Consider the following 15,068-nt stretch of genomic DNA (forward strand, 5'->3'; position numbering starts at 1 on the left):
CGCGGGGCCCGTGACGCCCGCCACGAGGGCCGCTATGATAGCGGCCCTACTTGTTTTGTTCGGCACATCATTTCAGGACGTCCCATGAGCATCAGACCCGACAGTTGGATCCGCCGCATGGCCGAGCGGGAAGGCATGATCGAACCCTTCGAAGCCGACCAGGTGCGTTACGTGAACGATCAGCGGGTGATCTCCTACGGGACCTCCAGCTATGGCTACGATGTTCGCTGCGCCGATGAGTTCAAGGTGTTCACCAACATCCACTCCGCGGTGGTCGACCCCAAGGCGTTCGACGAGAAGAGCTTCGTCGACATCAAGGGCGATGTCTGCATCATTCCGCCCAACTCCTTCGCCCTGGCGCGTACCGTCGAGTACTTTCGCATTCCGCGTAGCGTCTTGACCATCTGCCTGGGCAAATCGACCTATGCCCGTTGCGGCATCATCGTCAACGTCACGCCGCTGGAACCGGAGTGGGAAGGGCACGTGACCCTGGAGTTCTCCAACACCACCAATCTGCCGGCCAAGATCTACGCCAACGAGGGCGTGGCGCAGATGCTGTTCCTGGAGTCGGATGAGGTCTGCGACACTTCCTACAAGGATCGCGGCGGCAAGTATATGGGGCAGAGGGGGGTGACTCTGCCCCGTACCTGAGAAAGCGTCGATTTATTGCTGCGCTCGACGACCCACAGGGATGTGGGAAGTGCTTTCTATTCTTCGTCCAGTTCCTCGGCGGCGTCGGCGTGTGACATTCGCATGCCTTGCGGGGGAAGCGGCATGCCGTCGAAGGTGGCAATTTCTCCCTCGAGGCGCAGGCGTCCCTCCAGGAACCACTTGACGGCGATGGGGTAGATCAGGTGCTCGCGGGCGTGCACCTTCTCCTTGAGGCTGGCTTCGGTTTCGCCTTCGCTCACCTCCACTACGGCCTGGATCGCCACTGGACCGCCGTCGAGTTCCTCGGTGACGAAGTGCACGCTGCAGCCGTGCTCGGCCACGCCGTCTGCCAGCGCTTTGGCGTGGGTGTTCAGACCACGATAGGCGGGCAGCAGGGAGGGGTGGATGTTGAGCATGCGGCCGTGGAAGCGCTGCACGAAGCGTGAGCTGAGGATGCGCATGAAACCGGCGAGCACCACCAGGTCGGGCTCGTGACGTTCGATCACCTTGATCAGAGCGCCGTCGTAGGCTTCACGGCTGTCGTACTCGCCGTGGGGCAGTACCACCGCATCGATGCCGGCATCTCGAGCGCGCTGCAAGCCGTAGGCATCCGCCACGTTGGAGATCACCGCAACGATCTCGCCGCCCAGTCGTTCGTGGGTCTGCTCGTCGATCAGCGCCTGCAGATTGCTGCCGTTACCGGAGATCAATACCACCACCCGGCGCGCGGCGTTTGGCTCGGGGGTGAAGCCGTTGAGGGTATCGCTGACGGATGACTCGCTCATGCCTCGAGATTCTCCAGTTGCACCGCTTCCTCGTCTTCCCCGCGTGCTACGATATCGCCAATGCGATAGACCGTTTCGCCCTGTGCCTGCAGGTGAGCGCGGGCCTGGTCGGCCTGGTCGGCAGGCACGACGACGACCATACCGATGCCGCAGTTCAGCACGCGGTACATTTCATGCTCGGCCACGTTGCCCTGCTCCTGCAGCCAGTCGAACAGCGCCGGACGGGCCCAGCTCTTCGCATCGATGCGGGCGGAGAGCGTTTTCGGCAACACCCTAGGCACGTTCTCCAGCAAGCCGCCACCGGTAATATGTGACAGGGCATGCACCGCTACACCGCTCTCCTTGATCAATGACAGTAGCGGCTTGACGTAGATGCGCGTGGGGGCGAGGAGGGCATCGCCGAGTGGCTGGCCGTCGATGGCGGTATCCAGGGAAGCGCGGCTGACCTCGAGAATCTTGCGAATCAGCGAATAACCGTTGGAGTGTGCTCCTGTGGAGGCGATACCCAGCAGCACGTCACCTTCACCGACCTTGCTGCCGTCGAGGATCTCGGACTTCTCCACCACGCCGACGCAGAAGCCGGCCAGGTCGTAGTCGCTGCCCTCGTACATGCCGGGCATCTCGGCGGTTTCGCCACCGACCAGCGCGCAGCCGGCCCGCTCGCAGCCTTCACCGATACCGGCCACCACGTCGGCGGCAATGTCCACATCGAGCTTGCCCGTGGCATAGTAGTCGAGAAAGAACAGCGGCTCGGCGCCGGCCACTACCAGATCGTTGACGCACATGGCGACCAGATCGATGCCGATGGAGTCATGACGACCCAGGTCCATGGCCAGGCGCAGCTTGGTGCCCACCCCGTCGGTACCGGAGACCAGCACCGGTTCGCGATAGCCGGATGGCAGCTGGCACAGGGCGCCGAAGCCACCCAGTCCACCCATCACCTCGGGGCGCATGGTACGCTTCGCGACGCCCTTGATGCGATCGACCAGGGCATTGCCGGCATCGATATCAACGCCGGCATCCTTGTAGCTCAGCGAAGCCTTGGCATTGTCGGGAGAGGTGGAATCGGTCATGGCCTGTCCTGTAGGAAGAGAAACGCAGTGAGTGGTTCGTTGGCTGACGCCAGGCGGCTCGTCGTCTGATGGCCGCCGCAGTGGGCAAGATCGGGCCGGAATTGTAGCATCACGATACACGGCTCGCATCGCCGTGAACGACTAATGCAGGGAGGTGTGATGCGCAGAGAGTGGTGGGTCCTGATCGGTGCGGTGGCAGTGGTATGGCTACTGTTCCAGTTGGAAGCGATGTTGATGCCGTTCATTGCCGGCACGATTCTGGCGTACCTGTGCGATCCCCTGGCTGATCGGCTCGAGCGCCTGGGGCTGTCGCGTATGCTGGCGGTATGCGCCGTGTTTCTGGTCATGTCGATCGTGCTGGCGATTGCGCTGCTGATCCTGATACCGCTGCTCATGCAGCAAATCCGTCAGTTCAACCAGATGATACCGGGAATGTTTACCTGGGGGCAGACGGTGCTGGCCCCTCAACTACAGAGTTGGACAGGGCTCGACCTGACCGCCGATCTCGATGCCATACAGCAAACACTGGCACAGAACTGGCAGAATGCAGGCGAGTATGCGGCCCAGTTCCTGGGCCAGGTAGGACGCTCGAGCATGGCCTTCATCACCTGGATCACCTACGTGGCGCTGATTCCTGTCGTGACCTTCTACCTGCTGCTCGACTGGGATCGGATGATGGCCAACCTGCATGATATGCTGCCACGCCGCTGGGAGCCGGATGCAGTCCGTCTCAGCCAGCGCTGCGACGAGGTGCTGGCGGCTTTCCTGCGCGGTCAACTGTTGGTCATGCTGTCGCTGGGAGCCATCTACGCCATCGGCTTGACACTCCTCGACGTGCGCTTCGGACTGTTGATCGGGATTGCGGCGGGGCTGGCCAGTATCGTGCCGTTCCTTGGATTTATCGTCGGGCTTAGCGTGGCATTGATCGTGGCGTTCTTCCAGTTCGACGGCTGGCTGGCGCTGATCGGTGTCGTGGCAGTATTCGCCACCGGGCAGGTGCTGGAGAGCATATTGCTGCAGCCCAAGCTGTTGGGAGATCGCATCGGGCTTCACCCGGTGGCGGTCATCTTCGCCGTACTGGCAGGTGGCAAGCTGTTCGGCTTCACCGGCGTGCTGCTGGCGCTGCCGGCCGCTGCAGTGATCATGGTACTCTTGCGCGAGCTCAACGATCGCTACAGGCGAAGCACTCTCTACGACCTGGACAGGCGAGAGCATCGCAATGAGGATTCATCATGAGCCGAGCGCCTGCGCAACTGCCATTGGGTGTGGGGCTGCGCGACGATGCGACTTTCGATAGCTTCCTGCCGGCAGCCAACGCCAGCCTGGTGGAACACCTCTCCCGTCAGCTCGATGCCGACGGTGAACCGTTCCTGTACGTGTGGGGAGCATCCGGCAGTGGCCGTAGTCACCTGCTGCAGGCAGCTTGCCACGCGGCTTCGGATCGCGACCTGCGCGCGCTCTACCTGCCGCTGGAGGACCTTGGTCATTTTCCTCCCTTGATGCTCGAGGATGCCGAGCGCCTCGACCTGGTGGCCATCGACGACGTGGACAGCGTCATCGGGCGGCGGCGCTGGGAAGAAGGACTCTTCCACGCCTTCAACCGTCTGCGCGACGCCGGCAAGCGGTTGGTGGTGTCCGGTGCCGTGGCGCCCCGCCAGCTACCGGTAGAACTTCCCGACCTGGCCTCACGCCTGACCTGGGGCGTGACTTTTCATCTGCAGCAGCTCGACGATGGCGAGCGGCTTCAGGCCCTGCAGCTTCGTGCCCGGGTACGTGGGATCCAGCTTCCCGACGAAGTGGCGCGCTACATTCTGCATCGCGGCCCACGGCGTCTCGACGAGCTGTTCGAGGCGCTGTCCGTTCTCGATCGCGCTTCGCTCTCCGCCCAGCGCAAACTGACTATTCCCTTCGTCAAGCAGGCGCTGGGCTGGTAACCCAGGGTCAACGACTCAGGTTGACCTCGAGTCGCTGGCCGTTACGCAGCGAAACTTGGCGCAGTACCACCTGGCGTTGGCCATTGGCGGGGTTGACCGCGCTGCCCGAGACGTAGAATTCCCCGGCTGGAAGGCCCTGCAGGGTAAAGTTGCCGTTGCCGTCGGTACGTGTGGTGTGGGTGTACTCGCGTGCCCGAGGGTCGGCAGGCTCGACCGCACGCCCAGCCAGCGCGTGCTCGGCGGCTTCGGCCGAGTAGGTGGTGACGGGGGCGACGGAAACGGTCTCGCCTGCACCCGGCCTGCCGTTCAGGCTGAGTCGGCCGGTAATGGCTGCGCTGCCGGTCTTCGGCAGTGTGGCATACTCTTCGACCGGGAAAGCCACTTGTCGAGCGATGCGCTCCGGTGCCGGTGGCTGCGCGTCGGGGCGTTCGCTATCGGGACGTTGCGGCTCGCCGATCTCGATGATTTCGATGCGCTCGCGAGGCGGGCCGGGCTCCATCATCTGGCAGCCGGCAAGAATCAGGCCCAACAGGGCTATGGATATCCATGCTTTCATTCGGTTGCGTCCTCACTGCCATGCCCGTACGCATCGAGCATAAACGATGGGGGCAGGGGGATGACAGGCCAAAAAGGAAAGGCCCACCGAGCCATGCTCGGTGGGCCTTCCCGGATGCGGGGCGTACTGCTGCGTCAGGCTTTGGCCGTTTGGCTTGAAGTGGCCTGCTGCGCCTGCTTAAGGCTGCTCTCCGCGAGCTTCTGGCTCTGCTGGAAGAAGTCCTGGTTCAGGGAGACGATCTTCTCGGCATCGCCCTTGAAGCGCTCGGTCATGTCCTTGGCGAATTGCTGCTGCCCTTCGACGTAGCTGCGCAGGCCATCGGCGTCGCGCACTTCGAGCAGCTCGCGGGCCTGGGCCAGACCGGTGTCGGCACACGCCTTGGCGGTATCCAACTGGGTGGCGAGAAGCTTCTCGGTATATTCGATGCTCAGGGCGGCATAGGCACGGGCCGGGCCGAGAAGCATGGCTTCGAACGGCTTGGTGTCGAAGCTGAATGTCTTCATCATTTCCTGTGAACCTCCAGGTTCGCGATAGATAACGAACGGGAATCCGTTCTGCTGCATTGCAACATAGCAGAGTTGTTTTTGCGCTGCAATAATAGTTTCGGTAAGCCTCTGTCGCTTTCTGTCAGGCAGCATATTCGATGCGATTGCGACCGTTACGCTTGGCCTGCAGCAAGAGATTGTCGGCGCGATGAATCAGATCGACGACGAAGTGGTCGGTAGGTTCCAGGCTGGCGATTCCGATGCTGATCGTAAGGGAAGACGCCTGGGTGAGTGTTCGCCGCAAGCGTTCGGCGATCTCCCGTGCCCCGTCAGCCGTGGTTTGCGGCATCAGAATGATGAACTCGTCGCCGCCATAGCGGCCTACCAGGTCGCACTCCCGGACCGTGGCCAGTATCGTACGGGCAACGCGACGCAGGGCTTCGTCGCCAGAGAGGTGGCCCTCGGTGTCGTTGATCTCCTTGAAATGATCGATATCGAGCATCATCAGGCATAGCGACTGTTCGTAGCGAGAGGCGCGGCGAAGTTCCTGTTCGGCCAATTCCAGCAAGTAGCGGCGGTTGTAGATGTCGGTCAAGGAGTCATGAGTTGCCAGGTGAGTCAAATGCTCATTGGCGGCGACGAGCTCTGCCGTGCGCTCATGCACCCGTCGTTCGAATTCCTTGCTATCGGGGTTAGCCCCAACAGGTTGTTCAGGCAACTGCGACATGTCACGGGACACGCCGAACAAATGGCTAATGTAACCCTCCTGGTCGGTGATCGGCACCAGCAATGTCTGCCAGTGGCCTTGTTGATAGATCCCGTTGCGGTCGATGTACCCCCCTTCCTCTTCATAGCGAATGGGGCTGCCGCACTCGACGCAGCGGCTCAGGTTGGCGATAACTCCATGGCACAACGGAGGCGGGAGCAGTTGTTCGATGCGTTTTCCGATGGCGACGGTGTCATTGCCGAGCATGGCTTGACGGGTCGGATTCATGGCTTCGATCACGAAGTCGGTAGGCCCCTCGACGCGAACGATGAACATGTGCTCGGGGCAATATTCCCAGAGGCTGCGCACCAATAGCATGCCAGCGTTGGCATTGAGCCGGCTGAGAATGTCAGACGTCATCCAGGGTGTCTGGTGCATGGCTAGGTTCCCTTTTAGTGGCGTTCCTCTTTGTCCCAGAGGTAACGCTGAGCCTGCGGCACTGCAGCATTAACACTAGGTTGCGGCTATTTTTCGTGCAGCATGATTTTCGTCATGACATCGGTGGGTGGGGTTTTAGCTCGCCTAGGTCGAAGCATGATGGAACTCAAACTGCAGGGGAGCGACGCACTCCTATACTTGTCTATACGTCCATGGAGAGGAGAGCCGCACTATGCCGAGCCATGGCAGGGACGAACATGGCGTGACGAAGGCCGCCGGATGCCTCTCGTGCTATCTGAAGGCCCTGTGCGTTCCACAAGGGTTGTCGCCCGACGAGACAGCGCTACTGGATGAACTCGTCTTCCCTCCCATCCGCTTGGAAAAGCGCGAAGTGCTCTGTATTCAAGACGCGTCGTTCGATAGTCTCTATGCCGTGCGCACCGGCTGTCTCAAGCAGGAGACGGCTGTCGAAGGAGCCGAGAATCTCCTCACCGCACTCTGGCTTCCCGGGGATATCATCGGCTGCGATGCCATCGGCCTAGGGCGTTATCCCGGTACCGTGAGTGCGCTCGAAACCGCAACGCTGTGCAAGCTCCCTTTCGATCAGTTCGAGGCACTGACACAGAGGATGCCCAGGCTACGCCGGCAACTGCAGCGCAGTATCAGCCGAGCCATGCATGAAGAGCGGTTGAGCCTGCATCAGTTGCTGTGTCGCACGGCCGAGGCGCGCCTGGCATATTTTCTGCTGGCCGTATCGGCTTGCTTTCATCGCCGCGGGTATTCGTCTTCACACTTTCGCTTACCCATGTCGCGCAACGATATTGGCAGTTACCTGGGGCTCACCCAAGAAACCGTCGGCAGAACGCTTGCGGCCTACCAGACCCGACGACTGCTTCGCGTGCACGGGCGCGAGTACCACCTCCTCGACATCGCTCGACTCCAACGGTTGGCTTCTTCTACCGGCAGACAGAAGAAGCCCTAGGAAGTAGCCTGGTTCATCAGGCTCGCTGATTCATCACGGCGACTCGACGCTGCTCCCAGAATTCAAGCAGGACCCTGCACTCACCTTCCTTCTCCTTGACGAAGTTCACTAGTGGCTGATGCAATTTCGGGGTGGCATTGGTATTCAACAGCCAATCAAAGAAATTCTTCGACTCTACCGCGGCGCGAACGGCCTGTTCGATGACCTGGTCTCCCATGAAGTCGTCGACGACGAAGAAATGCCGCTGGTCCCAGGCAAAGCTCGGTGCACATACCGGCATCTCCCTGATACAGGCTTCGAGTTCCAAGCCCCTGGCTGCTTGGCGAAGCATGTCGAGGCGCTTTTCGCATTGCAGGCCCAGGGTGGCCATCAGGCGACTGGTCTGGGGTGCTTGCGGCAGAAAGCTGAGCGTCAAGCGGCGATAGCGTTGAAGCTCGGCTGTTTCGTGCGCGTTGGCGAGGGTGAGTTGCTCGTATGGCAGCAGAAGCAGGGATTGAGTCTTGTCCATGAATTGTTACGTCCGCTTTGTTCTACTCGGGTTGGTTCGATATCGGTTTTGCCTTGGAGTGGGTAGGCAAAGCGATCTTAGGGAAGGGGGCTTCTGCGCTGCAATGACAGTTATCATGTTCCACTTCGATAAGATCGACACGATGACGAAGGTTGATAACTGTCAAGACCTGCCCGGCCTTGCATGAGGCAAGGCTTGGCACCATGGTGAAGGAAGGATCGACAAGCGAGGGAATGACATGAGCGAACATCGTATCGAGCGCGACAGCATGGGCGAGCTTCGAGTACCGGCTTCGGCGCTCTATGGTGCCCAGACTCAGCGCGCCGTGGAAAACTTCCCCGTCTCGGGCCAGCCGTTGCCGGTAGCGTTCATCCATGCCATCGCCCGCATCAAGCTGGCCGCGGCCAAGGTCAACCGGGATCTCGGCCTGCTGGATGGTGAGCGGGCCGAGGCCATCATCGCGGCCGCCCAGGCGATCGTCGACGGCAAGCATGACGACCAGTTCCCGGTGGATGTGTTCCAGACCGGCTCGGGTACCTCGAGTAACATGAACGTCAACGAGGTCATCGCTCATCTCGCCAGCCATGATGAGCTGCTGGTTGGCCCCAATGACCATGTCAACATGGGGCAATCGAGCAACGACGTCATCCCCACCGCCATCCACCTTTCCGCCGCGCTGGAGGTGACCTCCCGGCTGCGTCCCGCTCTGGTGCAACTGCGTACGACTATCGACGAGCGCGCTCTGGAGCTGGACAGGGTAGTCAAGACCGGGCGCACCCACTTGATGGACGCCATGCCGCTACGGCTGGGCCAGGAACTGGGTGGCTGGTCGAGCCAGGTTGGCCAGGCGATCGAACGCATCGACAGCGCCATGCTACGCATCGCACGGCTGGCTCAGGGCGGTACGGCGGTGGGGACCGGTATCAATGCTCACCCTGAGTTCGCCGAACGCATGGCACGCGAGCTCAGTGAACAGACCGGCCTCTCACTTAGCCCCAACGACAGTTTCTTCGCCAGCTTGGGCTCCCAGGATGCCGCCGTGGAGCTGTCCGGACAGCTCAAGGGCCTGGCATGCGTAATCATGAAGATAGCCAACGATTTGCGCTGGATGAATTCGGGGCCCTTGGCCGGGCTGGGCGAGATCGAGCTGGAGGCGCTTCAGCCCGGCAGCTCGATCATGCCGGGAAAGGTCAATCCGGTAATACCCGAGTCTGCCGCCCAGGCCGCCGCCCAGGTGATCGGACTCGACGCGGCAGTTACGGTGGCGGGGCAGAGCGGAAACTTCCAGCTCAATGTGATGCTGCCCTTGATTGCCAATAACCTGCTGACATCGATCGGGCTGATGGCGAATACGGCGCGGCTACTCGGGGAGCGTGCCATTGCGACCTTCCGCGTGCGCGAGGATAGCCTTGCCGAGCCGCTGGCGCGCAACCCCATTCTGGTGACGGCGCTGAACGGCGTGATCGGCTACAACGCTGCCGCGGCCATTGCCAAACAGGCCTACCAGGCCGGACGACCGATCATCGAAGTGGCCGAGGAGCAGACCGATCTGAGTCGTGCGGAGCTCGAGCGACTGCTCGATCCGGAGCAACTGACCTACGGCGGAATTCCGGAGTGAAGGCGCCTTCATGGCTCCTGCTCACGGCTTCGAGCTTCGCGAATCGTCTGCCGCGCCCACGCCCGTTCGCCATCATCGGCTTCGGGATTGTCGTGTTCGTCGCTGCGTGAAGGTCGAAAGCAGAGCGTAGCCAGGATCGGAAAGTGGTCCGAGCCGAAGCCCGGCAGCCGCTCCAGCCTCTTCAAGGTGAAGTGCTCGCTGGTGAAGATGTGGTCCAGCGGCCAGCGCAGCAGCGGGTAGCGGGCGTGGAAGGTGCTGAACCTTCCTCGCCCCTGACGGGGGTCGAGCATGCCGCTGATACGACAGAACAGGCGGGTGGTGCGCGACCAGGCGACGTCGTTGAGGTCTCCGGCGACGACGGTGGGGGCTGGGTGGCGATGGATCTCCTTGCCGACCAGCAGCAGTTCGGCATCGCGCCACAGGGACTCTTCGCTCTCGTTGGGTGCGGGAGGTCGAGGATGCAGAGCGTGCAGCGTCAGACTGTCTCCGCTCTCCAGCTTCACATCGGTATGGATCGAGGGGATGTCGTCCTGGATCAGCCGTTCGACGCGGGTATTGGCCAACGGCAATCGCGAGTAGAGGTGCATTCCGTAGAGGTTGTCCAACGGGATCTTGACGCTGTTGGGCCAGTTCCCCTCGAGCGCCTGATCGAGACGCTCCTGCCACCAGGCGTCCGATTCCAGAGTCAAGACGACATCGGGGTCGTGCTGTCGGATGATTTCGATGAGCCGGCTGGCCTGGCGGTTGGGTGTCAGCACGTTGGCGATCAACAGCGTGATGCAGCGTTCCTGCTGACCCGGTTCGGCGCTGTGTACCTGGACTGGCCACAAGCGAGTCCAGGGCAGGATGAAGCGAGCCTGCAGGACCACGACGAGAAGGCTCGTGCCGAGCAGCACCCAACGCCAGGGCGACTCGAGTGGAAGCGAAAGCAGGGCGGTCAGTAGGGCGGCAAAGGCTAGCTGCAGGCGTGGAAATTCACAGGCCCGTATCCACCACCAGCGAACCGGCAGCTTGGCTAGCAGAGTGGCAGCGATCAGCAGCGCCACCACGGCGCCGAGTACGAGCGAATAGAGGGCCATGCAGGTGTCTCTGGTTTGAACTGGCCGGTATTGGCTGAATCCCCCTCCCAGAGCTTAAGTGATCGAAGCCTCAGGCAGCTAGTCCGTGCCGGTGCTTTTCGGTATGTCGTTTCAGTGCTTCCACCTGACGCGGTGTCAGGCGCAGGCCAAGCTTGGTGCGCCGCCACAGAATGTCTTCGGCGCTGAGAGCCCATTCATGATCAATGAGATAGTCGGCCTCGGCGGCGGTGAAGCCGGCGCCGAAGTCTTGCCCCAGGTCGTCCGGAGCCTTGGCATTCTCGAGAAAACGCAGGCACAGGCTGCCGTAGCTACGGGCGAAGCGGCGTGCACGCTCCTCGCCGAGCCAGGGGTAGTCGTGAAGCAGGCGGGCCATGAAGTGCGCCTGGCTGACGATATCGCCTCCCGGCAAGGTGGCATCGGCGGTCCAACTCGGCCCCATGCCAGGCAGTGCAGGAGCCAGCATCTTCAGCGCGGCTTCCGCCAGCTTGCGGTAGGTGGTGATCTTTCCGCCGAACACAGAGAGTAGCGGGGCGCCGCTGTCGTCCAGGGCCAGGGTGTAATCGCGGGTCATGGCCGAAGGGTCGGCCGATTCGTCATCGCATAGCGGGCGTACGCCCGAGAAGCTCGTGATGACGTCGCGGCGGTCTAGCTGGCGTCGAAAGTGTTCGTTGACCACGCCGAGCAGATAGTCGATTTCCCCCTCGCTGATGGTGACCTGGGTCGGGTCGCCCTGATAGCGCCGATCCGTCGTGCCGACCAGGCTGAAGTCGTCCTCGTAAGGCAGGACGAAGACGATGCGGCGGTCGCTGTTCTGCAGGATATAGGCGCGGTCGTCGGCGTTGAGGCGCGGTACGACGATATGGCTGCCCTGGATCATGCGGATGGAGTAGTGCGAAGTGCGCGCCGCCTGCTCGCGTACCACTTGCTCGACCCAGGGCCCCGCGGCATTGACGAGGGCTCGCGCGTGGCGCTCGAAGCGCTCGCCGGTTCGCACGTCCTCGAGTTCGATGTGCCAGATCCCGCTCTCTTCCCGAGCCCCGGTGCAGCGTGTGCGCACGAGGATCTCCGCACCGCCTTCACGTGCTTGCAGGGCGTTGAGGACTACTAGCCGGGCATCGTCCACCCAGCAATCGGAGTATTCGAAACCGCGCATCATCTCGGGCTTCAGCGGCGAGTCGTCGGCGAAGCGAACGCCGCGTGAGCCGGGCAGTTTCTTGCGCTTGCCAAGGTGATCGTAAAGGAACAGCCCGGCACGGATCATCCAGGCCGGGCGCAAGTGTGAGCGGTGCGGCAGAATGAAGCGTAGCGGCCAGATGATGTGCGGCGCCTTGTGCAGCAGAACCTCTCGTTCGCGCAGGGCTTCCCCAACGAGGCGGAACTCGTGGTGTTCGAGATAGCGCAGGCCGCCGTGAATCAGCTTGCTGCTCGCCGACGATGTGGCGCCGGCCAGGTCGCCTTGTTCGCACAGGCCGACCGTCAGCCCGCGGCCGGCTGCGTCGTTGGCGATGCCGGTGCCGTTGATGCCGCCGCCGATGATGAACATGTCGAGTAACTTGCGAGACGTCTGCGCCATGGAAGGTAAGGCTCCGAACTTGCGGCCCCGCGGGAGTGGAACCGATGCAACTGCTGATGTTTGAAAACGAACATAGATCAATCGAAAGCGAACATCAAGAGCCTGAAGACAACAATGCCGACACCAGGGTGTCGGCAGAGCGGTTCGGCCTGGCGTTTATCGTTCAGGCGATATGCAGGGCGACCTCATTGACCTGCATGAGGTGGACAATGCGCTCGGGAGGCTGGCGGTCGGTAAACAGGGCATCCAATTGAGCGATGTTGCCTTGGCGTACCACGGGGTTGCGATGGAATTTCGAGTGGTCGGCGGTCAGGTAGACCTGGCGTGAGTTATGGATGATGGCCTGGGCGACGCGTGCTTCCTGATAGTCGAACTCCAGCAGCGAGCCATCCTCGTCGATGCCGCTGATGCCGATGATGCCGAAGTCCACCTTGAACTGATTGATGAAGTCGATCGTCGCCTCACCGATGATACCGCCATCCCGCGAGCGAACCTGGCCGCCGGCGATAATGACGTTGAAATCCTCCTTGTGCTGGAGAATCGCTGCCACGTTGAGGTTGTTGGTGATGACCTCGAGGCCCTGATGGTCGAGCAGGGCTTCCGCCACCACTTCGTTACTGGTGCCGATGTTGATGAACAGCGAGGCGTGATCGGGAATGTGCCTGGCGACCAGGGCGGCGATGCGCCGTTTAGCGTCGAGATTGAGGTTCTTGCGCGTGCTGTAGGCGGTATTCACGGTGCTGGATTCAAGCCCCGCACCGCCGTGTACACGGCGAATCATGCCATCTTCCGACAGCGCGTTGAGGTCGCGACGTATGGTCTGAGGGGTGACCGAGAAGTGCTCGGTCAACTGCTCGATGCTGGCGTAGCCCTGGCGGCGTACCAGATCAACGATGGCATCTTGTCGTTGTTGCTGGTTCATGTCGGCTCCCTTTCGATCACGCGAGTGTAAGCGATTCGGCACGCTGTCGGCAGGTGATCACGGTTTTATTCTACGAAAGTCGTAAAGCATTGCGAACATACTCGAGTACTCTTGGTGATCATAAACGAACATACAACGACGGGACGCAACATGGCCGACTATCTACTCGCGATCGATCAGGGCACCACCAGTTCACGCGCCATTCTTTTCGACCGTGGCGGCCATGTACTTCACGTTGCGCAGAGGGAGTTTCCCCAGCACTTTCCGTGTGACGGCTGGGTCGAGCACGATCCGCAGGACATCTGGGACACGGTGTTGGCCACATGTCGCGAGGTGGTGCAGGAATCGGACGTCGCGCTCGATTCCCTCGCCGGCATCGGCATCACCAACCAGCGCGAGACCGCCCTGCTGTGGGATCGGGCGACGGGACGCCCGCTCTATAACGCCATCGTCTGGCAGGACCGGCGAACGGCCGACCTGTGCCAACAATTGCGCGATGCGGGTCACGGTGATCTCGTCCAGGCGCGCACCGGACTGCTGATCGATCCCTACTTCTCGGCAACCAAGCTGGCCTGGCTGCTGGACAACGTGGATGGCGCCAGGGAACGTGCCGAGCGTGGTGAACTCGCCTTCGGCACGGTGGACAGCTACCTGCTCTGGCAACTGACCGGTGGCCGTGTCCATGCCACCGATGCCACCAATGCCTCGCGCACGATGCTGTTCAACATCCATACCCAGCAGTGGGACGAGGAACTGCTCGCTCTCTTCGGTATCCCTCGCGACTTGCTGCCTGAAGTGCGCGACAGCAGCGATGACTTCGGCACCGCCCAAGCCCGGTGGCTGGGAGCCGAACTACCCATCGGCGGCATAGTCGGCGATCAGCAGGCTGCGCTGGTAGGGCAGGCCTGTTTCGAGCCGGGCATGGGCAAGAGCACCTACGGCACCGGTTGCTTCATGATCGTCAATACCGGCGACAAGCCGGCGACATCGCACAACCGACTACTGACTACCGTGGCGTATCGACTGGGGGGCAAGACCACTTATGCCATGGAGGGAAGTATCTTCGTGGCCGGTGCGGCCGTGCAGTGGCTGCGTGACGGCCTCAAGCTGTTCAAGGATGCGGCCGAGACCGAGGCCTTGGCCAAGCAGACCCGTGACGGCCACAGCGTCTACCTGGTACCCGCTTTCACGGGGCTGGGGGCACCGCATTGGGATCCCAAGGCACGCGGGGCGATCTTCGGCCTGACCCGGGACACCGGTATCGCCGAGATCGTTGCCGCAGGGCTGCAGGCGGTGTGCTACCAGACTCGCGACCTGCAGGCCTGCATGAGCGACGACATGGGAGTGCCCCCGGGCACGCTGCGCGTCGATGGTGGCATGGCGGCCAACTCGTGGCTGGTGCAGTTTCTGGCCGATATGCTGGGGGTACAGGTCGACCGTCCTACGGTGCTCGAGACCACGGCGCTGGGTGCCGCCTACATGGCGGGGCTGCGCTTCGGCTGGTACCGGGACCTGGAGGAGATTGCCGAACTCTGGCGCTGTGAGAGAACGTTCTCGCCCAGCATGCCGGAATCCGAGCGTGAGCGGCTTTATGGGGGCTGGCTCGAAGCGGTGGGGCGTGTAAAAAGCACTGCCTGAAGCTTGCAAAAGGCAGCGATATCGGTAAGATATGCATCCGTTGCCGCAGCGAAGGTTCGACGGTAACAGGCTGCCGTCGCATTCTGAGTTGAGTAGGAATGCATGCCAGCCGCGGAAAGT

Annotated in this window: 15 protein-coding genes; 6 read left to right on the forward strand and 9 right to left on the reverse strand. The window is 61.8% G+C overall.

What is annotated here, in order from left to right; all coding sequences use genetic code 11:
• Window positions 1-84 precede the first annotated feature (84 nt).
• Window positions 85-651, forward strand: a complete 567-nt coding sequence (dcd, locus tag HBJ55_RS11275; RefSeq protein WP_167114432.1) for a dCTP deaminase — start codon at window positions 85-87, stop codon at window positions 649-651.
• A 56-nt stretch (window positions 652-707) separates the two neighbouring features.
• Here the strand turns inward: dcd and purN are convergent, their stop codons facing one another.
• On the reverse strand, window positions 708-1,436 hold the full coding sequence (purN, locus tag HBJ55_RS11280) for a phosphoribosylglycinamide formyltransferase (protein ID WP_167114435.1): 729 nt from the start codon (window positions 1,434-1,436) through the stop codon (window positions 708-710).
• Complete coding sequence (purM, locus tag HBJ55_RS11285) at window positions 1,433-2,509, reverse strand: phosphoribosylformylglycinamidine cyclo-ligase (RefSeq protein WP_167114438.1); 1,077 nt, start codon at window positions 2,507-2,509, stop codon at window positions 1,433-1,435. The genes purN and purM overlap by 4 nt, the downstream gene beginning before the upstream one ends.
• Before the next feature lie 159 nt (window positions 2,510-2,668).
• Here purM and HBJ55_RS11290 point away from each other — a divergent pair, with 159 nt between their 5' ends.
• Entirely contained in the window at window positions 2,669-3,745 is a 1,077-nt protein-coding gene (locus HBJ55_RS11290; RefSeq protein WP_167114440.1) for an AI-2E family transporter, read from the forward strand.
• Window positions 3,742-4,443, forward strand: a complete 702-nt coding sequence (gene hda, locus HBJ55_RS11295) for a DnaA regulatory inactivator Hda (RefSeq protein WP_167114443.1) — start codon at window positions 3,742-3,744, stop codon at window positions 4,441-4,443. Before HBJ55_RS11290 ends, hda begins: the two co-directional genes overlap by 4 nt.
• Before the next feature lie 7 nt (window positions 4,444-4,450).
• On the opposite strand, the gene HBJ55_RS11300 is transcribed toward hda, so the two are convergent.
• The 3 genes from HBJ55_RS11300 to HBJ55_RS11310 all read right to left on the reverse strand — a co-directional run bounded on the left by HBJ55_RS11300 (window position 4,451) and on the right by HBJ55_RS11310 (window position 6,628).
• Complete coding sequence (locus HBJ55_RS11300; protein ID WP_167114446.1) at window positions 4,451-4,999, reverse strand: carboxypeptidase-like regulatory domain-containing protein; 549 nt, start codon at window positions 4,997-4,999, stop codon at window positions 4,451-4,453.
• A 134-nt stretch (window positions 5,000-5,133) separates the two neighbouring features.
• Window positions 5,134-5,505 (reverse strand): phasin family protein, encoded by a 372-nt coding sequence (locus HBJ55_RS11305; RefSeq protein WP_338072005.1) that lies wholly within the window; start codon window positions 5,503-5,505, stop codon window positions 5,134-5,136.
• A gap of 121 nt (window positions 5,506-5,626) precedes the next feature.
• Entirely contained in the window at window positions 5,627-6,628 is a 1,002-nt protein-coding gene (locus HBJ55_RS11310; protein ID WP_167114449.1) for a sensor domain-containing diguanylate cyclase, read from the reverse strand.
• 262 nt (window positions 6,629-6,890) lie between these two features.
• On the opposite strand from HBJ55_RS11310, the gene HBJ55_RS11315 reads away from it, so the two are divergent.
• Entirely contained in the window at window positions 6,891-7,610 is a 720-nt protein-coding gene (locus HBJ55_RS11315; protein ID WP_167114452.1) for a helix-turn-helix domain-containing protein, read from the forward strand.
• Window positions 7,611-7,626: 16 nt separating this feature from the next.
• Here HBJ55_RS11315 and HBJ55_RS11320 read toward each other — a convergent pair whose 3' ends face one another.
• The gene (locus tag HBJ55_RS11320) at window positions 7,627-8,118 is read right to left on the reverse strand and encodes a hypothetical protein (protein ID WP_167114455.1); all 492 of its coding nucleotides are present in this window, start codon (window positions 8,116-8,118) and stop codon (window positions 7,627-7,629) included.
• Window positions 8,119-8,356: 238 nt separating this feature from the next.
• Between HBJ55_RS11320 and HBJ55_RS11325 the strand changes: the two genes are divergently transcribed.
• On the forward strand, window positions 8,357-9,736 hold the full coding sequence (locus HBJ55_RS11325; RefSeq protein WP_167114458.1) for a class II fumarate hydratase: 1,380 nt from the start codon (window positions 8,357-8,359) through the stop codon (window positions 9,734-9,736).
• Between the two features lie 8 nt (window positions 9,737-9,744).
• Here the strand turns inward: HBJ55_RS11325 and HBJ55_RS11330 are convergent, their stop codons facing one another.
• The 3 genes from HBJ55_RS11330 to HBJ55_RS11340 all read right to left on the reverse strand — a co-directional run bounded on the left by HBJ55_RS11330 (window position 9,745) and on the right by HBJ55_RS11340 (window position 13,310).
• The gene (locus tag HBJ55_RS11330; protein WP_167114461.1) at window positions 9,745-10,815 is read right to left on the reverse strand and encodes an endonuclease/exonuclease/phosphatase family protein; all 1,071 of its coding nucleotides are present in this window, start codon (window positions 10,813-10,815) and stop codon (window positions 9,745-9,747) included.
• Window positions 10,816-10,885: 70 nt separating this feature from the next.
• Complete coding sequence (gene glpD, locus HBJ55_RS11335; protein WP_167114463.1) at window positions 10,886-12,388, reverse strand: glycerol-3-phosphate dehydrogenase; 1,503 nt, start codon at window positions 12,386-12,388, stop codon at window positions 10,886-10,888.
• Window positions 12,389-12,551: 163 nt separating this feature from the next.
• Window positions 12,552-13,310 carry a DeoR/GlpR family transcriptional regulator gene (locus tag HBJ55_RS11340; protein WP_167114465.1) on the reverse strand — a complete coding sequence of 253 codons (759 nt, stop codon included), beginning with the start codon at window positions 13,308-13,310 and terminating at the stop codon, window positions 12,552-12,554.
• 150 nt (window positions 13,311-13,460) lie between these two features.
• Between HBJ55_RS11340 and glpK the strand changes: the two genes are divergently transcribed.
• Window positions 13,461-14,948, forward strand: a complete 1,488-nt coding sequence (glpK, locus tag HBJ55_RS11345; RefSeq protein ID WP_167114468.1) for a glycerol kinase GlpK — start codon at window positions 13,461-13,463, stop codon at window positions 14,946-14,948.
• Window positions 14,949-15,068 lie beyond the last annotated feature (120 nt).

The organism is Billgrantia bachuensis (assembly GCF_011742165.1).
Lineage (GTDB): Bacteria > Pseudomonadota > Gammaproteobacteria > Pseudomonadales > Halomonadaceae > Halomonas > Halomonas bachuensis.